Source organism: Sediminibacillus albus (genome assembly GCF_900101125.1).
GTDB classification, from domain to species: domain Bacteria; phylum Bacillota; class Bacilli; order Bacillales; family Amphibacillaceae; genus Sediminibacillus; species Sediminibacillus albus.
Genome location: NZ_FNFL01000010.1, coordinates 34,027 through 57,556, shown reverse-complemented (window position 1 = coordinate 57,556; position 23,530 = coordinate 34,027). Strand labels below are relative to the sequence as shown.

Sequence of the window (23,530 nt, the reverse complement as noted above, 5' to 3'; positions counted from 1 at the left end):
ATATATCATTCTCCTTTTAAAACGGTTTGTTCTCGTTCTTTTTGTAAATGAAATGAAGCCCTCTTAAGGTAAGATAAGGGTCTACATAATCAATAGTCGCTGATTCGGGACCTATTAATGAGGCTAGCCCGCCCGTTGCCACCACCTTTGCTGTTGCAGAGGATTGCTGCTGAAGACGCCTGACCACCTCGTCGACTTGCCCGATATATCCAAAATAAACCCCAGACTGCATTGCTTCGACTGTAGAAGAGCCGACAATGCTCTCTGGCCTTTTAATTTCTATTTTGGGCAGTTTGGCTGCATTGGCGTACAATGCTTCGAGAGAAATATTAATACCCGGAGCAATTGCTCCTCCTACATATTCTTTGTTTTCATTTATATAGCAATACGTCGTGGCTGTACCAAAATCAATAATGATTAACGGAGCTCCATAATATTCAATGGCACCCGCGGCATTCACCACTCTATCGGCTCCAATCTCTGCCGGGTTCGGATATTTCATTTGCACTAATGTGTCTACCTTGGCGTCGCCAATGATCATTGGGCGCTTCCCGAAATAACGGCGACACATCCGATCGAGCGCATCCATGATCGGCGGGACCACCGAAGAAATGATAACTCCCTCTATATTGGAAAGTATCAGTCCTTCGTGGTCAAATAAAGCCTTTATCACTACGGCAAACTCGTCCTCTGTTTTATATCTGTCTGTTTTAATTCGCCACTGGAACTTTAATTGATCTTCATGAAAAACACCTAATACGGTATTTGTATTCCCTACATCAAGTACAAAAATCATATTTTTAATTTCCTTTCGAGAACTTTTCCTGCGTTTAATACTATAATCGATTTTACACGGTTATACACGTGAATTGAATTTTTCGGCTTGTCTCCTTCACTATTATGTATTGCCAGGACCGTACATACGTAAAAAACGCCTCCCTTGAAACTCATCCAAGGAAGGCGTTTGTTCTTCACTAACTATTGTTTTTGTCTTGATCAGAATCGCTAGCATTATCTGCATCTGTTGGTTCAGCCGCAGTATTTTCCTCATCTGATTTGGATTGTATATTCACTTTGACATCATTATTGTCAGAAGTCTCCTCTTGCTTGCCTTCTTGCTCTGAAACGACTGGTTCAGGCATTTCACCCTTCTCGAATAGAGATTTTATCTGGCTGGCATCCAGCGTTTCAACCTCTAGCAATGTTTTAGCAACAAGTTCCAATCTCTCTTTATTCTCAGTTAATATCTCCTTAGCTCGGTTATAGCACTGATTAATAAAGTTTTGGATTTCCTGGTCAATTTCATATGCAATAGCGTCACTGTAAGTCGGCTCATTTTGCATATCTCTACCGAGGAACACTTGGCCGCCCGAGCTGCCAAACTGTAACGGACCTATTTTTTCGCTCATTCCGTATTCAGTTACCATTTTACGGGCAATACTCGTCGCTCTTTGGAAGTCATTATGGGCTCCGGTACTAACCTCGCCAAAAATGATTTCTTCGGAAACGCGGCCGCCGAGAAGACCGGTGATTTTGTCCAATAATTCGGGTTTCGTCATAAAGTAACGATCTTCTCTAGGCAGCATAACTGCATAGCCTCCAGCTTGCCCGCGGGGAACGATTGTAACTTTATGAACCATATCTGCATCATCCAGCACCATACCAATAATGGTATGACCACTTTCGTGATATGCGACAATATTTCTTTCCTTCTCGGAAATAACTCTGCTCTTCTTCGCAGGTCCGGCAATTACCCTATCAATAGCTTCATCAACAGAAAGCATATCGATTTTCTGTTTGTCGGTCCTAGCCGCAACAAGCGCTGCTTCATTTAGCAAGTTTTCCAAATCAGCTCCAGAGAAACCAGGTGTCCGCATTGCAATAGTTTTTAACTCTACGGAATCATCCAACGGCTTGTTTCTGGCATGGACTTTAAGCACTTCTTCTCTTCCTTTAAGGTCTGGGCGATCGACAGTGATCTGTCGGTCGAAACGTCCCGGACGTAATAAGGCTGGATCCAAAATGTCAGGACGGTTCGTTGCGGCGATAATGATAATTCCTTCATTTTCACCGAAACCATCCATTTCGACTAATAACTGGTTAAGCGTCTGCTCGCGTTCATCATGTCCGCCGCCGACACCAGCTCCACGCTGTCTTCCGACTGCGTCAATTTCATCAATAAATATAATACAAGGTGCATTCTTTTTGGCATTTTCGAACAAATCACGCACACGTGATGCACCCACACCAACAAACATCTCTACGAAGTCAGAACCACTAATGGAGAAAAACGGCACGCCCGCTTCTCCTGCCACTGCTTGTGCAAGCAATGTTTTACCTGTACCAGGAGGTCCCACTAAAAGGACACCTTTAGGAATCCTTGCTCCGATTACGGAGAACTTGCGTGGATCTTTTAGGAAGTCTACTACCTCTACAAGCTCCTGCTTTTCTTCGTCGGCACCTGCCACATCCTTAAATCTAACCTTCTTCTTCTCTTCACTATAAAGTTTTGCTTTGCTTTTACCAAAGTTCATCACTCGGCTTCCGCCGCCTTGTGCTTGGTTAAGCAAGAAGAAGAATAAAATAAATATGATAACAAACGGAATCATTGTAGTAAGGAATGTTACCCATCCGCTTGGCTGTTCCTCTTCTTCAACATATAAAACATCCTGTTCTGTTGCCTGGTTTGTAATACTGGAAACAATCTCAGGATTATCAGGCACATTAGTTATGAATGTTTCGTTATCACCGCCTGTTAATTCACCGGTAATACGATAAACACCATTGGATGGCTGCATTGTCATCTCAGAAATTTCACCATTATTTAATGCCTGCATAAACTCGTTTACATTATATTCTGTTTCTTGATTATTCTGTCCATTAAATACTCCGACAATCCCGATAACTACAAGGAATATCAGGAAATAAAAAATGACATTACGAAAAATTCGGTTCATTGCCTACCTCCTCCCAAGCGAGAAAACTATAGTAAATAGTACCATATTAAAAAGGACCAATACAACTAATTACCCTTTTAAGATATGTCAAAATTTTGACAGTCATACCTGCAAATCCAGCTGGGTTATTCACCGCCATATATTTTCGGTTTCAAAACACCTACATACGGAAGGTTACGATACTTCTCTTGATAATCCAATCCATAACCTACAACAAACTCGTTTGGCACCTTAAATCCAACGACATCTGCCTTAATATCTACCTTACGCCCTTCAGGCTTATCGAGCAGTGTGACGATCTTAATAGAATTTGCCTTTCTGTATTTAAACAAATCGACAAGATAGCTCAAGGTTAAGCCGCTGTCTATGATGTCTTCTATTATCAAAAGGTCTCTTCCCTCTACCTTTGTATCCAAATCCTTGACGATCTTAACTTCCCCGGATGATCTAGTTTCACCGCCGTAACTTGAAATATCCATAAAATCCATTTCTAAGTACGTTTCCGTAGCGCGCAGGATATCAGACATAAACGGCATGGCGCCCTTTAATACTCCGACTGCTAATGGGAATTTCCCCTCATATTCCTTTGTTAAACGTGAGCCTAACTCTTTACACTTTTCTTTGATTTCTTCTTCGGAAATTAGTATCTTCTCAATGTCATTATGCATCCTTGATCCTCCTAGATGGTACTCTTCTTGTCGTAATGCAATCTCAAAAACTTGACGGCTTTTTCACTATCATTGCCGACCCCTTTTTTCAAACCTGCCAGCCACAGGATGTTTCCTTCACCATCTTCAACAACCGGCCAACTCTCCCTTTGGCTAAGAGGTACTTTTTCATCAATAAATATATCTTTGATCTTTTTTGTCCCGTTCATTCCTCTGACACGCATCTTATCACCGTTTTTTCTGGAACGAACAGACAACGGCCAGCTTATCCGGGCCAAATCATATGTAATATCATAGCGGGAGTCTTCCGTTGGATCATTGGTAATAGAAGCAATCAACTCTGATCCGCCAGGCAATAAAACCCGGTCTGGACCGTCTAAAGTTATGTAAAAGCTTTTCTCCCTATCCTTTTCAAAGTAGAAATTGATGAAATGGTATGCTTTTACCATTTTCAATCCTCCAGGAAGATCGACAGCAGCATTAGCTTTGCTGTTCGAAAGAAGGTTAAAGAACTGTTCCTCGTGGACGTAAGAAAGGTCAGGCGGCATCGAACAATATAGATAATTTAATATTAGATGAAAGGCCCGTCTTTGTAAAGCAATGGGGAACTTGGCAAAGCTTTCTATTTTGAAATTTGCGCTTCTGCTGTGCTCCGGCAGTTCGACTTCCTTTTCAAATAACTTCTGTGCCTCTTGCCCTAAAAACAGCTCATCCTCTACAACAGATTCACTAAGCCGTTGAATATTATTTAAAAAATTCGGGTTTTTCTTCTTCAGCAAGGGGATGATGTGCAGCCTAAAGTAGTTCCGCGTATATGTGTCCTCCATGTTGGAGGGGTCTATTCTCGGCATGATATTATATTTTTGGCAGTAAGCTTCGATTTGTTTTTTTGTAGCGGCCAAAAACGGGCGGACAATCCAGCCGCCTGCGAAGGGGCGCTTTGCCGGGATCCCTTTTAACGCCGATAAGCTTGTTCCTCTCGTTACTCCCATTAACACTGTTTCTGCCTGGTCATCCCCGTGATGGCCCAATGCCAGATAATCTGCTCCAAACCTTTGCATTTGCTCCTCATAAAACTGGTAGCGCAGCTTACGAGCAGACACCTGCGTTCCTAAACCCCGATCCTTCTTATACGAGGGAACGTCCAAGAATGTTTCAACGAACTCAATATTCCATGATTCACAAATCGAACGTACATAATCTACATCCTGTCTCGACTCTTTTCCCCTTAAACCATGGTCTGCCGTCACTGCAATTAATCGAAGGTCCCACTCTTCTTGTAAAGATTGAAAAAAATGAAGCAGCGCCATTGAATCAGGGCCTCCAGAAACTCCGACCAAAATAACGGCATGCTTGTGCAGCAGTTTCTGTTTTTCAATAAATTTATTTACTTCCGTTTCCAACATCATTCGCCCACTCCATTTATAAATCCAGCTTTAGCGCCAGCCGATTCAGGCAGTCTGTTAACCATCCGTGAGTCCGTATTATTGAAAGGCACAGGCAGCATATCATTTTGATGATAATTCAAACACCTTTATCCTATCACTTCCATCTATCCTCTGCAAAAAACAATAATATAAACCATAACTGTTTTTGCATCCTATATGAAAACCATGTGAAACAGATAGAATACTACTGCTGTAACAAGAATTACTATGCTTTCCATAAAGGAATGCTGTGGTTTGACAGCAGCAGCCTTTCGTTGGCCAATCCTGGTAGGTTTTTGCGCTTTGGGAGAATGTTGCATAATCAAAGAGGCTATATCTCTTCTCATTTGCTCACTGGAAGTGTAAGTGCCATATAGTGCTTTTTTTATCGGAGTGTAATATTTCTTTAGCTGGGGCGTGGCAGATAACTTGGTCATCAACATCTTTTCTGGATGGTTACCTTTGTCAAAACGGGCCGGATAGTATATTTGCAGCATAACCATAGCCAGGGCAAACAAATCGTATGAAGGCTCTGCCTTGCGGGTCCCCATTTTCCAGTAGCCTCGATCATAAAATTCCGTGTATTCTTTGATTGATCTTCCAATTTGAGTAGTACCCCCCACATCAATCCAGCGGATTCTTGGTGGTGATGAAGCAACCAATAAGTTTTCCGTCTTTAAATCACCAAACACCCAGCCAGCTTGGTGAAGTTTTTGCAGATCCCCCAATAACTGCATCATGAGGATACCCAGCCACTCGTCGCCATGGCTTTGAATAAATCCACCTAAGTCTTTCCCATTGACATATTCCATCACATAAAAGGAACACCGAGTACCGCCAGGATGCTGCCAATCATCCACATCCAGCAAAGAAGGCCCAAGGCTGCCGTTTCCCTGGACCTTCTGTAAGGTTTTCAACACATTCACTTCCATTGTAATCGAAGAACCGCTGGTACTTATTTTTAATGCAGCTTGTTTCCCATTAAAGTTACAAAGGTAGACAGCCCCTATAGCGCCATAGCCGAGCCGCCGGGTAATGCGATAATTATTTTTATGCCATTTACCAATTATGGATGTGCCTGGCTGCAAGCTTAGTTCAAGCTTCTTCGACGTCTGATTCATGTTCATTTCTAAAGCTCCTTAACAAGCTTTTTTTGCCGAATTGATACATTGCTTCCTTCAAAGCAGGACCAGTTGGTGTGATACCTCCGCTAGTCAACTTAGGAAATACAGATGCTATCGAATCCAAACGCGGTGACCAATCTAGTATTTTATTGATGTTGGATTTCCTTCCCGGAAAAGCAAAAATGGAAAAACGGTTGCGCCCGATTCTTGCATTCAAGCTCACCGATAAGTCAAACAGTGCTTCCTGGACAGTAGGCAGCTTGTCATTCATGCTAGCACTAGTATCAACTAATACGAGCACTTCCAAGTCGCATGTTTCCCCTAAATCCTCTACTACTTCCATTACTTCTCCTCTTTGTTCAGGAGGCAGGTCTTCCAGGCTTTGGTTCGGACCTAATATTTGTTTTAATTCCTGGTTCACCACTCCCTGCAATGTCTGAGTCATCGCCTGCTTGGTAACCGCCTGTACTGTTTGAGATAATACTTGCTGGTAAACAAGCTGACTAACACCTCCGCCGGACAATGCAATATCTTCTACTTCCCGGAGTCCCCCATCACTTTCCCGTTGATTGTCTTCCATGATGCCGATAACATTTACGGTTATTCCTTGTTCAAAAGCTAACGCCGCTACTGCCGAGGGATTTTCTCCCCGATTAGAACACCCATCTGTGATTAACAAAATCTGCTTTAAAGTTCCTTTTTTCATTTATATATTCCTCCTCCGTTCTTCTCAATATTGCTGCATCGCTTTATTAGGTTGAATAGTTCAATAATTATCATCATCATCGACGTTTTGAAGGAACTTTATACCTGTTGGAGGAAGGATCCTGTCAAGCGTGCTGCTGATAAGCAGGAAAAGCAGCCCATTTAGGTTTGTTTATATCAATTCTTGCCACTAGCACCGTCATATCATCTTCAATCTCCCCAGCACGATTCCTTACTACCTCTTCCAAAATCAAATCGGCGATTTCTTGTGGATCATCCGTTTCCATTTCTGCGATTTTTCTTTTCAGCCACATATCGACGTTTTCAATATGTTTTGGCCCTTCAAATATGCCGTCACTCATCATGATTAACAAGTCCCCTGGTTTTAACTGATCACTGACAACGTCTACATCAAATTCCCGGATAATACCGATCGGCAAATTACTGGCTTCCACTTTATGCATATGCCTTCCACTTTTTATAAAGCTTGGTGTTGATCCTATTTTCAAAAAGCGGATAGCAGCATTATGTAAATCGATTACCGCTAAATCTAATGTAGAAAAGATTTCTTCGCTGGTCCTTAATGAAAGAATGGAGTTAATCGACTTGATGGCTATCTGTTCCTGAATCCCCGACTGCAGGATTTGCTGCAGCAGACGCAAGGTTTCTTTGCTTTCTTCATGGGCCCGTTCACCATTTCCCATTCCGTCACTTATCGCCATGGCATACTTCCCGGCTCCTAACTCTATCGTCGAAAAGCTGTCCCCCGATATTAAGCCACCTCCCTTAGCGGCATGGGATACACCAGTTTCTATTGCATACTTTTTGGCAGATCCAAAGGACAAAAAGCATTCTCCATTCGGAAATGGAGAGATGTCTTCCTCCTTAACAATCACTGTTTCTTCCAGAATATCGGAAAGCATGGGAGCTATCAGCTTGGCGCCTTCCCCATGATATTGCGGGAATGTAATATGCATTTCGATATCAATATTGCCTTTTTCCACACTATAAATATCCAACTTTTCTACTTCCATCCCAATTTGCTTTAAAGAAGCAGCTATTTCCTGTTCTTGCTGTTCATGATTCTGTCGTTCTTTCAAGATTTCTTTCGCAAAGTCATCCATAACTTCCGAAACGCCCAATAACTGATCCGCTACAAACCGCCTGCTCTCGCTTACCTGTTTTTTTAGCTTTTGATTTGCTTCATAAAAAGACAGTTCATGCTGCATCGTTTCCACAACCTTTTTAGACTTCACACAATGCCCTTCCAGGTTTTTTTGTAATACTCTATCAGGGCCATTGCCTGTTTCCAGACTACTCTTCAAATCTGTCAAAAGGCCGTAAGTCTTATCAAAGTTTTGAGCCCAGCATCGATCCTTTTTAAAACAGGATTGACAGGTTTTTTCGGTAACATTGCTCAAAAAATAGTCTGTTTCTTTTAGATATTCCTCTTCAACAGGGCTTTGCTGCTGCTGTACAAAGCTTCTTGATAAAGCTTCAAACACATGGGAAAACTGCTCGACGCGGTTGGCAGTCACATCCCGGACCTTCTGCAAGTACTGTTCCTGTTCCATCGAATGCTCCATCGTTCCCGGAATGTATCTTGAGAGTTTTTTCACCCAACTCTGGGGTGTACAAATAAATAAAATTACCGCCATGAAGGTTTCCAGTAAAGAAGGCAAGAGCGACTCGATTCCTTTTCCATAGACGCCAATCATCAGTGTCCCCACAATTAAGCCGATACTCACCCCGACCTTTTTTCCATCTTTCAATAGACCTCCGAGCAAACCAGAGAAAGCCAGTAAACTCATCTGATAAAGACTTGCTACATTGGCAAGGCTCAGAATCAACCCTGCCACTACACCGACAGTGGATCCAATATCTGCTCCTCCGACATACGCGAGCAGCAATACCAGGTATCTGGAGGTTATTTGCTCAATCGATGCCCCTTGGATTTCCCAGCCAATCGTACCTGTCAAAATCGAAGCCAATAGAATGATCATACAAACAATTTCTTCATTTTTAAGTGCTGGTTTGTATCTTTTTGGTGATAATAGCGGTACACTTTGCATAAATATAAGAACAAGCACAGCTCCCAAAATCCCCTCGACTGCAGCAAGCATCCACTCATATGCTGTTAGTTGATTCAGTAAGGAATAGCTGAACAACCGCGGCAATATGCTTGAGACTAGGACAAGGATGGGTAAAAGCTTCTGTTGCTGTTGGACCTTTTTTAATAATGCTGCACTAAAAATAAATATGGACATTGCTGCTAATACATATAGACCGTGCTGCCAATGATAACTAAAAGCACCTACTAGAATCGCAATCATCACCGGAAAAGACTTTTCCTTCCTTACCAACCATACGGAAGCGAGAAAAGAAAGGGCAAAAGGCGACATAGAGGAAAGAACGATAGCCCGTCCCAGTAAAAAGCCGACAAATAGCAGCAGCCAGCCTTTTTCTATGAAAAGCATTTTCACCTTTTCCCCCAACTTCCGCTTCGACTTCTCCAGGGCTTTCTTATTGAATACTGTTTTTGTTTGCTGTCCTGCAACTGTATCCATCATTAAACACCACTCCTTCATTTTTCTATTTAAGCACATCCTCCTTCTATTTTTTGTCAAAACAACAGAAGAGAAATAAAAAATTGTTCGACGGTATTCAAGAGATGCAATCCATTTTCAACATAAAAACCAGACAAGCTGATGATTCGTCTGTCGTTTCGTCCAAACATCACGGCAATTGTTGTCAAAAACCAAAGAACCGCTCTCTATTTAATTGTGATAAAGCGTTTTTTGTTTTTTTTATTGCATTTTTTGAGCAAATGTCTATAATGGTTCTTGTGCTAATTGTTCGCATAAGAACTATTGTTGGTTATATTCTCCTTACTCACTGGTTTGGAGGCAATCAATCTTTAAATAAAGGAGATATAAAAATTTGCAGGATATCGAGAAAATAGAAAAAATCATCTCTTCTTTTCGAGAAGTAAATAAAGTGTTCTACAAACAGGCGTGGCAGAATGCAAACGACCTTGGAGTCACCACTTTGCAGCTGCAAATCCTTAAACTGCTGGAAGAAAGACCTAGTCTAGGCCTGGTGGAAGTGGCAAGCAAACTAAATAATAGCAAAAGCACTATTAGTGGAACCGTGGAACGGCTAGTGAAGGCAGGTTATGTCCAGCGAAAAAGATCAGACCAGGACCGCCGGGCGCTTGTACTAACCCTTACTGATCTGGGATTAAGAAAGAAGCAAGAGGCGTACAGGCATTACTTGGAAAGGCTGGACGGATTGAAAACTATAGATGAACAGGATGCAGAAAAACTGATCGAGCTTCACGGCTTGGTGCTTAGTAAAATCAAATTAGATGGAGATGAATGAAATTGCGCGATAGAACAGCATATATAGATGCATCCCAGGTGGCAAAAGGACCAATAATTTTTATTTTGGTGCTCGGAGCATTTGTTGCTATTTTAAATCAGACATTAATGAATATTGCCCTTCCGGTAATGATGGTAGATTTAGACATAACAGAAAACACAGCCCAATGGCTGACAACTGTCTTCATGTTAGTGAACGGTATTCTTATACCAATTACTGCTTTTCTGATGGAACGATTCAGCACTCGTAAGTTGTTTCTGACAGCGATAAGTTTATTTGCAATCGGTACTTTTATTTGCGGCATATCGCCATCATTCTTTTTAATTATTATCGGCCGCATCGTCCAGGCAGCAGGTGCCGGTATTATGATGCCGCTGCTTACCAATGTTATTTTAAGCCTTTTCCCTCTGGAAAAACGGGGAGGAGCCATGGGGCTCATCGGTCTTGCAATGATGTTTGCCCCAGCGATCGGACCAACTCTTTCTGGTTGGATCGTCCAGAACTATTCATGGCGGCTGCTATTTTTTATTGTTTTACCAATAGCAGTTATTGATCTTATTTTGGCGTATTTCTTATTAAGAAATGTGACGAAGCTTAGCAATCCAAAAGTAGATATTCCTTCCATCATTCTTTCTACCTTCGCCTTTGGAGGACTGTTGTATGGCTTCAGTACAGCAGGAAACAGTGGATGGAGTGATACGGGAGTATTAATTTCCCTGGCGACAGGTACGATGGCTATGGCAATATTTATATTCCGTCAGCTTAAGCTTAGTAACCCAATGCTGGAGTTCCGGGTATTTAAATATAACATGTTCACTTTAACTACTATTATCAATGTAGTTGTTACGATGGCTATGTTTGCTTCCATGATTTTAGTTCCTTTGTACCTGCAAATCGTCCGTGGCTTCACACCGTTGGAATCAGGGCTTCTGCTGCTGCCAGGTGCGATTATTTCTGGAATCATGTCCCCGATTACCGGTAAATTATTCGATAAGATTGGCGCCCGTCCCCTTGCTTTAGTAGGTTTGGGGATTACAGCAGTTACTACTTTCTTTTTCACGGATTTGACCGACTCCACCACTTACATGCATATGATGGTTATTTACAGCGCACGAATGGTCGGTATTTCGATGATTATGATGCCAATAATGACAGCAGGTTTAAATCAGCTGCCAAGGCGTTTGTATTCCCATGGGACTGCCATGGCCAATACACTTCGACAAGTTTCCGGAGCAATTGGCACAGCATTTCTTGTCACCGTTATGAGCAATCGGCGAACCACCCATTTAAGCGAATTTATTCCAAATGAAGCCGCTAATCCCGAATTATATGCCTTTCAGCATGCAACCATAGAAGGAATCAATGACTCTTTCATGGTTGCTACTGCCTTTGCAGTACTGGGCTTTGCTCTTTCCTTCTTTTTGAAGAAGGTGACCCCCGCTGATGAAAATGAAACAGAACAAAAAGCTAGGCAGGAAACAGTACAACCAAACTTGGCTGCGAATCAGTCTGCTTCTCCACAAAAGTAAAAAGGAGGCATCTTTGATTAGATGCCTCTTTTTAATACATTTGTCTTACTACCTGCTGTATTTAGATAAGTGTTCTACTTGATTATAATTATGTATTTTCCACCCTTCTTTTACGAACTGGATATTACTAATACACGCATTGATTAACCTTGTTTTACCTGTGCCGATCTCGCCATTTGAGACAGTAGACAAGATAACATTGATGACTCCTCCATGAGCCACCAATAAAAGCTCTTCATCCAAGTATTTACTTGTAATTTCTTCAATTCCCTGCATTACTCTGTCCCGGAAAGAATCGATTGGCTCCTGTCCCGGGTAATTTCTGTCAGGGTACAATCTATTTCTTTCTTCCATAGACATTCCCTCTGCCAAACCAAATGACCTTTCACGGAAGGCTTCCATCACTTCCATTGGTTTATTCCAATTTTCATTAATAATTTCCGCCGTCTTTCGGGCTCTAACCAGAGGAGTGGTAATAATCCGATCAACTTCTACTTCTTTAAAATAGTCTCGACATTCTTCTGCCTGTTGAATACCCGTATCATTCAGAGGAATATCTGTTTCTCCTTGCAGTTTCCCCTGTAAGTTCCAATCTGTTTCCCCATGACGCACAAGACAAATCATAGTTGCCCCTCCGTTTCACAATAATCTACTGCAATTGCAGAACATACCCTCTCCACTAAGAAGGAAAAAATTAAACCGATACCTCATTTGCCAATTTCTCTTTTTCTATTGACAGTCTTTTCATGCTATTGTATTATATCACTTGTGCCTCAACAACTAAGGCACTATTTTTCACACCATATATTGGTTACTTGGCGGTGTAGCTCAGCTGGCTAGAGCGTACGGTTCATACCCGTGAGGTCGGGGGTTCGATCCCCTCCGCCGCTATCAAGTGTAAGGGTGGTCTCATAAGAGACCATCCTTTTTAATTAGTATCTATGCTTTCCGATAAAAAACTGGTGCCATACCTCGGAGTATGGCACCAGTTTTATTTATATATTAACAGAGTTCATCTCTTACAGCTCTCTCTTAATAGACAGCAAGTTTATCCTTTCTTAGCACCTCGACCTCCGCGTTTAGATTCTGTATTTTTTCTAATAGAAGCCAAGCGGTCCTCTGAATCTTTAAGGAAACGGTTCATTTTAGATTCAAAAGTTTCCGTGCGGTCGCGGTTATTACTTTTGGTAGTAGTATTGCTTTTGCGGCGCCCGGCATTAGGATTGTCTTTAGCTTTTTTAATCGACAAACCAATTTTGCCATCCTTCTCAACATTAATGACCTTAACGGTTACTTCATCTCCGACTGTTAAATGTTCATTAATGTCTTTAACATAGTTATCGGCAACTTCACTAATATGGACCAAACCAGTTGAACCCCCAGGCAGTTCAACAAAAGCTCCAAAATTAGTGATTCCTGTTACCTTACCCTGCAACTTGCTGCCTACTTCGATTGACATAAAAAAAATGCTCCTCCTTAGAATTTTAAAAGTATCCTACTTATATATTATATATAAGCGATAAAATGCGTGTCAATAAGATGGCTTTTCCTCAGGAAGTTTAAAAATTATCTCTCCCTTGTTGGAAAAAAAGTAATTGGTTCTTGCTATTTCCATTACGTATTCTTCATCTTGCAATAATTGCACTTCCTGTTTTAGATCTTTTTCTTCTTCCTTTAGAGAAGTCATTTTCTCTTCCAATTGCTGATACTGCTCTTGCTTTTCAGCATGGAGTGTCCGCTGATTAATGTGGTAAACAGTCAAACCTCCCAGCATTAAAACGACAATCAAAGAGAATAGCATTAATCGGCGGTAAAGTCGCTTCTTCTTTTTCTTCTGCCTTTCCATATGAGCATCATATTGCTTCATATAGCTGGAATCAATTCGTGCTACAGCTTTTTCTTTTCTTGCCACCGGCCGGCTACCTCCTTTTATTATGAATAGAACGCCACCATTTCCTTAATGTATTCTTTATTTTACTATAAAATCCTGCAACTTTGTAAAAGTATTTTTTAAGATATTGCGGCATGAGTGCCCAAACCATCTTAATTAATAGCTGAAATGGAAATATCAGCACTTTTACTATAACCGCTAGCAGCCACAATAAAACTATCCAGAACCCGGTTAAAGCAAGAAAAATCAGCCGAAACAACCCTGTAATCGGCTTAATCACGAGCAGTTTAAACAACCTGGAAAAAAACCGATAAATTAATCTTGTTAAGTCAATCAGCTTTTCCAGCAGTTTTCTGTACATTTGCTCAAACAACGCCTTATATGCAGCGAAGCCACACAAAATAGCTAGGAAAATGTATAAGCGTAATTCACCCTGATTGACGCGGTAGAGGAGGTAAAACAAGATTAGCGTTTGCAAAAGCCAGAAACAGATCTCTAAACTATAGGAAAAAAACAAACGGTGCTTCCAGCCTTTTTCAAATCTGCGGAATGTATCGATAGCTGCTCCCACATACACTCCGCCCGCTATCATGGTTAAAATGGCGGCAAATTGAACCGTGAGTGTCATTTGAACAGCTTGCTAAAGAATCCTTTAGCTTTCTCTCCGTGATGTTCGTCTAAATAAGAAAGCTCCAAAATTTTTCCTTTGATTGATACATTCCCTTCACCGACATCCAGGTTTTTCATCTGTAAATTTTCTCCCCGGACAATCAGGTAGCCCATCACTGTTTGCAAAAGAAATTCCTCATTATCAAAACTATCGACTTCTTTAACACCGGAAATTTCTAAGTTTCTTCTATTATTCATCTTAATATGATGCTCTGCCTGGGCACGAACAGAAGGATCCTTTTCATAATAATTCATTGTACAGCCCTCCCTTTATCGTTATATATGTATGAAGGAAGGGACAGGCTTAGAACATTAGGGACACAATTAATTTATTGAACAAAGCAAGCATCCCACTGGATGCTTGCTTTGTTTGCGCCTACCATGTCCCTTTATATAATTCCTCTACCTGGATCCTTGTCGCGCGGTGGGCTCCATATTTTTCTTTAAGGTCTAGGAACTTTGCTTCCCGTTGTAACTTACGATAGCTTTTATATCTCTCCGATGAAAGTTCGCCGCCATCGATTGCTTCTTTGATTGCACAGCCCGGCTCCTGGTCATGCCGACAATCACGAAACTTGCACCTTTCTGCCAGTGCTTCGATATCACGGAACGTTTGATTGGCAGCATCTTCTCCGGTCCACAGCTGTAATTCCCGCATTCCCGGTGTATCGATAATCACTCCTCCATCAGGAAGCAGGAACAGCTCCCGGTGTGTAGTTGTATGCCGGCCTTTTGCATCATCTTCCCGTATATCCTGCGTTTTTTGGACTTCTTTGCCCAGCAATCGATTAATCAATGTGGATTTCCCCACACCTGATGAACCCAGCAGGGAGATTGTTTTTCCGAGATCAAGAAATCGTTTGATCTGTTCCATTTCATCATTGTTAACGTGAAGTGCATCAACGGTGATAATCGGCACACCAAATGCTATCTCTTCCACTGCTTGGATTTTGTCCGCTACCTCCTGCTCTTCGCATAAATCTTTCTTGGTTAGGATAAATACAGGAGCTGCCCCGCTTTCATATACCTGTGTGAGATAGCGTTCCATTCTTCTAACGTTAAAGTCCTGATTCAAAGCATTTACCAGGAATACCGTATCTACATTCGCAGCCATCAGCTGCTCTTCTTGTTTTTCTCCTGCAGCATGGCGGGAGATCAGGCTTTTTCTGTTTAAAACTTTATGAATCACGCCTTTTAGTTCGTTACTTATCGGCTGGTACAAGACCCAGTCACCGACACAAGGGTAATCCCGCGCCTCTATGGCCATATGGTGAAATTTTCCTGACACTTGTGCCTGCAATTCTCCTTGGGGCGAAAAGATCTTATAAATCCCATTTGCAGCGGTCGCTATTCTTCCAGGCTGATAATCGGCAGATTCTACCTGATTTTCAAAAAACGATTGATATCCTAAAGTATTCAGTTCGTACAATTTTTTTCCTCCTATTCAGGAGAACATTGCTACTAGACAGCTACATCCTCCTTGTCTGTTTGGCTGCTATTCTGGACATTTCGAATGAATACTACGCTCATAAACATCACGCTCCTTTACATGTTGAGGAAAGTTTACCATAAAACGGGAGAAACAACATCCGGTTTTTTACCTGGACAGCCCTGTTTAAATAAAAAATTCATCTAAAATTCAACATCCCGCCTACCGCCGCACACGATAAAAAAGGGCAGACCCGATGTAAAGTCGAGGCCGCCCTTTTGCTATTCGAACATTTAATTAACGGCTTCTTCTTTTTTTACTGTATATAAAGATGCCGCTTCGTCCTTTTTCACTATTTCCCGTAGTGACTCAATTTGTATAGTTAATAACTTCTGTCCAAATTGAATCGTCAATTCATCTCCGACAGCTACATTAGATGAAGCCTTTGCCTGGTTACCGTTAATCGTGATTCGACCCTGGTCGGCAACCTCCTTTGCCAATGTTCTACGTTTGATCAATCTGGAAATTTTCAAGAATTTATCTAACCTCATATGGAAAATGTCACTTCCTTTTTATATTGTTATTCCATTCGTTTTGCTTCATTCCAATATTTATCTAATTCCTCCAATGGCATATCTGTCAGCTGCCTGTCCTGGGCATCGGCTTGTTGTTCAATGTATTGGAATCTCCTTTTAAACTTGCAATTCGTTCTGTGTAATGAAATTTCGGGGTTGATTTTATAATATCTGGCAAGGTTTACAATAGCAAATAAGACATCTCCAAATTCTTTTTCTGCTTCTTCGCTATTTGCCTGCCCGACAGCTTCTTGCCATTCCTTCAATTCCTCGTGCAGCTTTTCCCAGATTGGCTCTTCCTGTTCCCAATCAAAACCAGCTTTCGCCGCTTTTTTCTGCAGCGCTTCAGCTATCAAAAGCTGCGGAAGATCTGCGGGAATACCACTCAGTAAGGATGGGGGCACGTTTTCTTTCTCCCCGGCTTTGATTTGCTGCCAGCTTTCTGCCACCTGTTCTGCCGTTTCAGCAGTTGCTTCTGCAAATACATGAGGATGGCGGCGGATCATTTTAGCCGTTAATGTATTAATTACGTCATCAATACTAAAAAATCCTGCATCTTCTCCAATTTGGCTGTGAAGCATTACTTGTAAAAGGACATCGCCTATTTCCTCCACCATTCCTTCATCGTCCTGATTATTTACAGCTTCAATGAATTCAAACGCTTCTTCGATCAGGTACTGCCTTAATGACTCGTGGGTTTGTTCCTTGTCCCAAGGACAGCCTTCAGGTCCTCTTAATTGCGCAATTACCTCGCGCAATCGGTAAAATTGGTGGTTTAATTGTGTTTCCGCAACTGGTGGAATATAAACACTCGTCAGATTGCTAAGTTTCGCTGTCTGGTCAAGCTCTACCAGCGGAATTGTTTGAATCGTTTCTCCTGTACTGCCCACTGCCTCTACAATTTTTACAGGATGCTCAGGCGGCAGGTCTTCTAACAACGTTAACTTAACTTCGGAGGCAATAAACGCATCGTACACCTGGCAAAATACTAAATGTTGGCGATATTCCAGTTGATTTCGTTTGAATGAGGTGGCATCGACAAATTGAAATCCTTCGATTGGGTCTATTCTCAATGCTGAAAACAATGCATCTAAATAGCTTTGACCGCCAGTTATTTTTACATTAATTCTACTATCCTGCAGCAGTAGCTGCACCGTTTTTTCGGCAAGCATTGGATGACCTGGCACAGCATATACGACATCCTCCCCAGAAGCTGCTTCCACAAGCAAGTCGGTTATCTCCCGATATACAGCATCAAAGGCTTCATTCTTTTCATAAACAGTATCAAACGACGTAAAGGAAACCCCTTCCTTTTGCAAACTATCTATTACTGGATGATCAACTGTTCTTACATAAATGGATTGCTGATGGCTGATCAGCTTACGATAAATCCCTAATGGCAGCTGGTCGATATCACCAGCGCCCAGCCCGATAATTTCTATTGAATTCACCATACTAACTTCCTCCTTTGTTAAAGCGGACCAAAAGTTCTCCCAGCGGAAAAGACCTCAGTTCTTCATTAGTAAATCCATTTAATCTGACAAACAAAGCTGTATAAACTACTCCTCCGGCTAGACAAGCGAGCACGGTATAAGCCGCGTAGTCAGTTCTGGCATTCACCCTTAGTGTGCTTCCTAAGGTATTGTCCATAACCCCCAGCAATATTAGCATGCCGGCTAAAGAAAAAATCAATGATCGCCAATTAAATAACATCAACTTTAATTCGGGCAGCAGCCGTTTTAGCTGCCAAACATTTATTAATAAAATGATCAGTACACTAAAAACAGTAGCAGCGGCGCTGCCTGATATTCCCCATATAGGAACAAGCCATTCATTTAACAGCCACTTACACGCTAAGCCTAAAAGGACAATAACAGCTGTTACTCGAATATATCCCAACCCCTGTAAGATTGAGGCAACCGTCATAGCCAAGGATGCAAACAGGATGGTCAGGGCCAGGATTTGCAGACTAGCGGTTCCTGAACTGTTTTCAAATAATAAAACATTCGCATAAGGGAGAATCGCTATCAGCCCGGCAGCTGCACCTGATGAAAAAAACAAACTAAACTTCCAGGCGCTCTTGACATGTACTTTTAATTGATCACGGTTTTTATCCATTCTTTGTCTGGTAACCGTCGGAACTAAAGCTAGTGCCACGGACGAGCCGAGAACTGTTCCAAGTTGAACCAAGGGCTGTCCTCTATCGAAAACTCCCTTCCAAATTATTGCGTCCTGTTTAGTTACCCCAAACTCGACTAAATTTGGCATTAGTGTAAAAGCATCCGCAAATTGAACCAATAATAGCATCATGTAATTTAAACAAATAATAAACCCATAAAGGAAAATTGTTTCGAAGTAATACTTCCAACTGATAACGTACTTGTTTTGGTGCCAGGGTTTGCGTTTCACCCAGATAATTAACAAAATCAAAGAGGAAGCACTAATCCCAAGCAAAGATGCTAGTCCAGCTCCGGTTCCTATTTCATAAATATTACCGCCTTGCTCCACCAGGATAAATGCTGAAGCCAAAATGATACTTACTCTGACTAATTGTTCCACTATTTGCGAAACGGCAGTCGGCTTCATATCATTTAACCCTTGAAACAACCCGCGGAAAGCTGAGCTGAATGGTACTACTAAGAAGGTAAATGAGGCAGCATGCAGTGAGGCAGCCAGCCTTGCATCGCCCATCCACTCGGCAATTGTCCCTGCACTTAAATAAAGAATCAAAAACAAGATGACATTAATTATGATTAGCAAAATAAACACTGGTAAGTAAAAAGAGCCAATAGATAGTTTCTTTCCTTGTTTGCGTTCCTCTGCGACAAGCTTGGAAATCGCTGCTGGAAATCCATAGAGAGACAGCATTAGCGCTATACCCAGGAAGGGATAAATCTGCTGGTATATGTAAAAACCCGCATCGCCTGTTATATTTTGTAACGGAATACGATACCCTGCACTTAAGACTTTACTAATCAAGCCTGCCATCGTCAGCAGAAGAGCACCTTTAAACAATTGCTTTGTTTGTTGTTCTTCTTCCATTCTTAACGCCTTTCTATATCAATATCATCATTCGATTTTAAACGGAAATTCCTTGTTATTATAGCATAGTGCTTATAAAAAAAGCCCCGCCTGTTCTCAGGGAACAAAACGGAGCTTACAGTTATTCTCTTTATTGAATAGTAATGATATCTTTCTCGTTCGATTGGACTGTTCCAGAAGCTTTAACAGATACCTCCTGGCCTTCCTCCAGGTTGGTGAATACTATTGGGGTTACAGTTGAAGCAGCATTTTCAGCAATGTAATCAAAATCTGCTTCCATTAAGATCTGCCCTTGCTCCACAAGGTCACCCTCTTGTACTTTGGCATCAAAGCCTTCACCTTTTAATTTCACTGTATCAATGCCGATGTGGAGCAAAATTTCTGTCCCATTGTCTGCCTGCAGGCCGATTGCATGCTTTGTAGGAAAGACATTCAATACTTTACCATTGATAGGTGAAACGATTTTTCCGTCAGTTGGTTTAATCGCAAAGCCATCGCCCATCATCTTTTCGGAAAATACTTGATCAGGAACTTCCGTAATCGGTAGAATTTCACCGGATAACGGACTAGTGAATTCCAAATTGCCCAAATCCACTGGAGCTTCTTCCCCGTCTTTTGCCTTGTCGATAATTTGAGAAACGTCTTCCTTAGATCTAGGAGTTTTTCCGTCGATAATATCCTGCATTTGGCCGCGAAGACTGTCTGACACTGGTCCAAATATTGCTTGAATATTATTTCCTACCTCCATCACCCCAGAAGCGCCTAATTTTTTCAGGCGGTTTTTATCTACTTCATTTTTATCATCGACACTTACTCGTAATCGGGTGATACAAGCATCTAAATGAGTAATGTTTTCTTTTCCGCCCATCGCAGACAGGATTTCATAAGGAAGGTCGCCAATTTCTTCACCATTATCTTCGTCAGCGGCCTCATCTTCCCGTCCTGGAGTCGCCAGGTTGAACTTAAGAATCGCCCAGCGGAATCCAAAGTAATAAATGACTGCAAGAACTAGACCGACGATGATGACCCACCACCAGGCTGTCCGGTTCTGCATAACACCAAACAGCAGGAAGTCAATCAGCCCGCCTGAAAATGTCATACCAATCTTTACATCCAAAAGGTGCATGGTCATAAAGGACAAACCAGCAAAGATAGTATGGATACCGAATAACACGGGAGCTACGAATAAAAATGAGAACTCTAAAGGCTCTGTAATACCCGTCAGGAATGAAGTAAGTGCTGCCGATCCCATAATGCCGGCCACGACTTTTTTCCGTCCAGGCTTGGCTGTATGGTAAATTGCCAAAGCAGCTGCCGGAAGCCCGAACATCATGAACGGAAATTTACCTACCATGAACGTTCCTGCTGTAAACTCAACGCCATCCTTCAATTGGGCAAAGAAGATAGTCTGGTCACCACGGACAATTTCCCCCGCTGCATTTGTATACGAACCAAATTCAAACCAAAACGGAGAATAGAAAATATGGTGCAAACCGAATGGGATTAAGGCACGCTCAATCACTCCGAACACAAAAGTAGAAAGCGTTCGGTTTGTTTCCAACATAAAATGGGATAAAGCATTTAAACCATTTTGCGCATACGGCCAGATAAACAACATGATAATACCTAAAATTAACGCAGAAAATGCAGTGATAATCGGCACAAACCGCTTACCAGCGAAGAAACCTAAAAATTGCGGAAGCTGAATATCGAAAAATTTCCTATACATATAAGATGCTAGTAAGCCAACGATAATCCCGCCGAACACACCTGTTTGCAGCGTTGGATTTCCCAGCACCATGGCATATCCTGGATTATCCTCCGCCATCTGTGGCGTAACATTTCCAAATACACCCATCGTCACATTCATAATTAAGTAGCCAATAATTGCAGCTAGTCCAGCTACCCCATCCCCACCGGCTAGCCCGATGGCAACACCGACAGCAAAGAGCAATGGCAGGTTATCAAAAATAACCCCGCCCGCTTCGGCCATGACAGCTAAAATCTGTTGTACCCACGGAGTCCCGAAGAAAGGGAACTTTTGTACAAACGTATCCTGGGCAAAACTAGTACCGAATGCAAGTAATATACCAGCCGCCGGCAATAAGGCGACCGGAAGCATTAAAGCTTTACCGACTTTTTGTAAAGTACCAAAAGCATTTTTAAACATGTTCTTCCTCCTAAAATTAGTGATATGAAAGTTTGCTAATCTCCTTACACCATAAAACGTTTTCATCTTAACAATAAAAAAAGCATGAGCATTCAAGACTCAGGTCATAAAGGATACACTTATCCTTTATAGTAACCCGAATATCTTTTCATACTCATGCCTGATCGTATCAGTAACACGTATTAGTTAAGATGTGGTTAAACGTTGTAAATGAATCGTCAGATAGAGCACTTCCGACTCATCCACCGATTGATGTAATTGTTGTTGCATGACTTTGACTAACTTCCAAGCAAGATTATAGCACACCGGATATTCTTTTTTCAACATTTCAGCAAGTCTTTTTTCTTTGCCGAGCGTTTCCCCTTTATGGGCACGGTCGATAGCTCTGTGCAAGTGCTGAATGAGCCGGAAATAATTGACGTCCTGCTTGTGCAAACGAATCTTTAAATTTTCTTCGATCAATTCGATCATGGTAGCAATCAATTGATGGTATTGGTTAATATCACGAAGCGTTTTATCAGTGACTGCACTGTGAATATGCAATGCGACAAAACCTACTTCACCCGGAGGAAATGCTACACCCATTCTTTCCTCTACCTTGGTGATTACTTCTACGGCGACTTGGTATTCCTTTGGATAAAGAGCCTCTATTTCAAACAGGAACGGGTTGGAAAAATGCATATCTTTTTTAGCCCGGTTAATCGCAAAGGCTATATGGTCGGTCAATGCCACATGAATATGCTCGTTTAATTGTTTCCCCATTCTCTCCTCGATAAACAGAAGAATGTCATTTATAAATTCAAGGAGCTCCTTGTCAATATAAGGGAGCAGATTGACATACTGTTCCTTCTCCTTTTCATCCTTGAGCAAGAACGTCTTATCTGCTTTGTCGATTGATATTTTATCCCCTTGCTTTCTGTTAAAACCAATCCCTTTTCCGATTAAAACAACTTCTTTGTAGGTCTCGTGTTCTCCGATCACTACATTATTATTCAACACTTTATCAATGATAAGCTGTTCCATATATTCCTCTCCCTGGTATTCCCGCAATACGCTTCTCTTTTACCCATCGTAAAGCCCTGCCTGAGTTTTTACAAGCGAATGTTCCTGAACATGAGATAATCGATGGCTAAACAAAAGGACGACAAATAAAAAGGACTGGCGTTAAGAAGCATTTAAATGCTCTTTGGCCAAGTCCTTTTTCGATAAATTACCACCAAATCATCAATTACTCCATTTGCCTGGCAAGGAAGCTGGCGGCGGTCTCAACAGCTTTTTGCTCTACTGGACCCAATTCGTCATTGGTCTTAGATATAATCATTACACATCCAATAGGATCTCCATTAGCAATAATTGGGCTGAGTGCAAAGGAAGCAATTTTTTCTTCTCTTCCCTCTACTAATTCAATTGTGGCATCCTTATCTGTTACAAGAGTTCGTTCATCCATAGCTTTTTCCATTTGGGAACCGATGTTTTTTCCTAAATATTCCTTTTTCGACTCTCCAGAAATAGCTATGAATTCGTCACGATCACATATAAGTACAGGGGACCCCAGAGAATCAAACAAGGCATCTGCATATTCCTTAGCAAAGTCACCTAACTCACTTATCGGGGAGTATTTTTTCAAAATGACTTCTCCATCTCTATCCACAAAAATTTCTAGTGGATCCCCTTCTCTAATCCTTAATGTTCTTCTAATTTCTTTAGGAATCACCACTCTGCCTAAATCATCAATTCGACGCACAATTCCTGTTGCTTTCATTCTGTGTAGCCTCACTTTCTTTGATGATCATTCTGGCTGTATTTCCACCATCCTTATCTTTAAGCAGAAATAACCAGTTGTGGCTTTAGTATGATTCACGTTGGTAGAACTATACATAAATAAGCTAAATTTAGCTGAATAAAAGGAATCAAAAGACAAGTAAACAAGTAAGCATAAATGTGGTGGAGACGCCGCTACCGC

At 41.6% G+C, this 23,530-nt stretch carries 22 protein-coding genes and 1 tRNA gene; 3 read left to right on the top strand and 20 right to left on the bottom strand.

The annotated features are described in order from the left end of the window. Positions 1-16: 16 nt before the first annotated feature. The 8 genes from BLR93_RS17600 to spoIIE all read right to left on the bottom strand — a co-directional run bounded on the left by BLR93_RS17600 (position 17) and on the right by spoIIE (position 9,451). Positions 17-796 (bottom strand): type III pantothenate kinase, encoded by a 780-nt coding sequence (locus BLR93_RS17600; RefSeq protein WP_093217515.1) that lies wholly within the window; start codon positions 794-796, stop codon positions 17-19. A gap of 178 nt (positions 797-974) precedes the next feature. Continuing rightward, positions 975-2,957 carry an ATP-dependent zinc metalloprotease FtsH gene (gene ftsH / locus BLR93_RS17595; RefSeq protein ID WP_093217512.1) on the bottom strand — a complete coding sequence of 661 codons (1,983 nt, stop codon included), beginning with the start codon at positions 2,955-2,957 and terminating at the stop codon, positions 975-977. A gap of 125 nt (positions 2,958-3,082) precedes the next feature. Continuing rightward, positions 3,083-3,625, bottom strand: a complete 543-nt coding sequence (gene hpt / locus BLR93_RS17590) for a hypoxanthine phosphoribosyltransferase (RefSeq protein WP_093217510.1) — start codon at positions 3,623-3,625, stop codon at positions 3,083-3,085. 11 nt (positions 3,626-3,636) lie between these two features. Continuing rightward, positions 3,637-5,034, bottom strand: coding sequence for a tRNA lysidine(34) synthetase TilS (tilS, locus tag BLR93_RS17585; protein WP_245690192.1), 1,398 nt, complete (start codon positions 5,032-5,034; stop codon positions 3,637-3,639). Then, entirely contained in the window at positions 5,031-5,153 is a 123-nt protein-coding gene (locus BLR93_RS18430; protein WP_281241727.1) for a hypothetical protein, read from the bottom strand. Before BLR93_RS18430 ends, tilS begins: the two co-directional genes overlap by 4 nt. Positions 5,154-5,225: 72 nt before the next feature. Beyond that, positions 5,226-6,179 (bottom strand): protein kinase domain-containing protein, encoded by a 954-nt coding sequence (locus BLR93_RS17580; protein ID WP_093217507.1) that lies wholly within the window; start codon positions 6,177-6,179, stop codon positions 5,226-5,228. Continuing rightward, positions 6,148-6,882: a vWA domain-containing protein gene (locus tag BLR93_RS17575; protein WP_093217505.1), complete on the bottom strand. Its 735-nt coding sequence runs from the start codon at positions 6,880-6,882 to the stop codon at positions 6,148-6,150. The genes BLR93_RS17580 and BLR93_RS17575 overlap by 32 nt, the downstream gene beginning before the upstream one ends. 124 nt (positions 6,883-7,006) lie before the next feature. Further along, the gene (gene spoIIE / locus BLR93_RS17570) at positions 7,007-9,451 is read right to left on the bottom strand and encodes a stage II sporulation protein E (protein ID WP_093217502.1); all 2,445 of its coding nucleotides are present in this window, start codon (positions 9,449-9,451) and stop codon (positions 7,007-7,009) included. 370 nt (positions 9,452-9,821) lie between these two features. Between spoIIE and BLR93_RS17560 the strand changes: the two genes are divergently transcribed. Both BLR93_RS17560 and BLR93_RS17555 read left to right on the top strand, forming a co-directional pair. Then, the gene (locus BLR93_RS17560; protein WP_093217496.1) at positions 9,822-10,262 is read left to right on the top strand and encodes a MarR family winged helix-turn-helix transcriptional regulator; all 441 of its coding nucleotides are present in this window, start codon (positions 9,822-9,824) and stop codon (positions 10,260-10,262) included. Continuing rightward, positions 10,259-11,791, top strand: a complete 1,533-nt coding sequence (locus BLR93_RS17555; protein ID WP_093217494.1) for a DHA2 family efflux MFS transporter permease subunit — start codon at positions 10,259-10,261, stop codon at positions 11,789-11,791. Before BLR93_RS17560 ends, BLR93_RS17555 begins: the two co-directional genes overlap by 4 nt. 48 nt (positions 11,792-11,839) lie before the next feature. On the opposite strand, the gene BLR93_RS17550 is transcribed toward BLR93_RS17555, so the two are convergent. Next, positions 11,840-12,415: a histidine phosphatase family protein gene (locus BLR93_RS17550; RefSeq protein ID WP_093217491.1), complete on the bottom strand. Its 576-nt coding sequence runs from the start codon at positions 12,413-12,415 to the stop codon at positions 11,840-11,842. Between the two features lie 193 nt (positions 12,416-12,608). On the opposite strand from BLR93_RS17550, the gene BLR93_RS17545 reads away from it, so the two are divergent. Next, positions 12,609-12,682: transfer RNA gene (locus tag BLR93_RS17545), tRNA-Met, on the top strand. Positions 12,683-12,839: 157 nt separating this feature from the next. On the opposite strand, the gene BLR93_RS17540 is transcribed toward BLR93_RS17545, so the two are convergent. The 11 genes from BLR93_RS17540 to spoVT form a co-directional block, all read right to left on the bottom strand. Next, positions 12,840-13,250, bottom strand: coding sequence for a S1 domain-containing RNA-binding protein (locus BLR93_RS17540; RefSeq protein WP_093217489.1), 411 nt, complete (start codon positions 13,248-13,250; stop codon positions 12,840-12,842). 72 nt (positions 13,251-13,322) lie between these two features. Next, entirely contained in the window at positions 13,323-13,703 is a 381-nt protein-coding gene (locus tag BLR93_RS17535) for an FtsB family cell division protein (protein ID WP_093217486.1), read from the bottom strand. Between the two features lie 7 nt (positions 13,704-13,710). Then, positions 13,711-14,310: a spore cortex biosynthesis protein YabQ gene (yabQ, locus tag BLR93_RS17530; protein WP_093217485.1), complete on the bottom strand. Its 600-nt coding sequence runs from the start codon at positions 14,308-14,310 to the stop codon at positions 13,711-13,713. Then, positions 14,307-14,606, bottom strand: a complete 300-nt coding sequence (gene yabP / locus BLR93_RS17525) for a sporulation protein YabP (RefSeq protein ID WP_093217482.1) — start codon at positions 14,604-14,606, stop codon at positions 14,307-14,309. Before yabP ends, yabQ begins: the two co-directional genes overlap by 4 nt. A 121-nt stretch (positions 14,607-14,727) precedes the next feature. Next, entirely contained in the window at positions 14,728-15,780 is a 1,053-nt protein-coding gene (gene rsgA / locus BLR93_RS17520; RefSeq protein WP_245690190.1) for a ribosome small subunit-dependent GTPase A, read from the bottom strand. A gap of 293 nt (positions 15,781-16,073) precedes the next feature. Continuing rightward, positions 16,074-16,331, bottom strand: a complete 258-nt coding sequence (locus BLR93_RS17515) for an RNA-binding S4 domain-containing protein (RefSeq protein WP_093217479.1) — start codon at positions 16,329-16,331, stop codon at positions 16,074-16,076. 29 nt (positions 16,332-16,360) lie between these two features. Next, positions 16,361-17,809: a bifunctional methyltransferase/pyrophosphohydrolase YabN gene (gene yabN / locus BLR93_RS17510; protein WP_342720781.1), complete on the bottom strand. Its 1,449-nt coding sequence runs from the start codon at positions 17,807-17,809 to the stop codon at positions 16,361-16,363. Between the two features lies 1 nt (position 17,810). Then, a complete protein-coding gene (locus BLR93_RS17505; protein WP_093217477.1) occupies positions 17,811-19,397 on the bottom strand; it encodes a putative polysaccharide biosynthesis protein in 1,587 nt (528 codons plus the stop codon). A gap of 130 nt (positions 19,398-19,527) precedes the next feature. After that, the gene (ptsG, locus tag BLR93_RS17500) at positions 19,528-21,567 is read right to left on the bottom strand and encodes a glucose-specific PTS transporter subunit IIBC (protein WP_093217474.1); all 2,040 of its coding nucleotides are present in this window, start codon (positions 21,565-21,567) and stop codon (positions 19,528-19,530) included. 186 nt (positions 21,568-21,753) lie between these two features. Continuing rightward, a complete protein-coding gene (gene glcT, locus BLR93_RS17495) occupies positions 21,754-22,590 on the bottom strand; it encodes a glucose PTS transporter transcription antiterminator GlcT (RefSeq protein ID WP_093217472.1) in 837 nt (278 codons plus the stop codon). A 205-nt stretch (positions 22,591-22,795) separates the two neighbouring features. Then, entirely contained in the window at positions 22,796-23,329 is a 534-nt protein-coding gene (gene spoVT / locus BLR93_RS17490; RefSeq protein ID WP_093217469.1) for a stage V sporulation protein T, read from the bottom strand. Between the last annotated feature and the right edge of the window lie 201 nt (positions 23,330-23,530).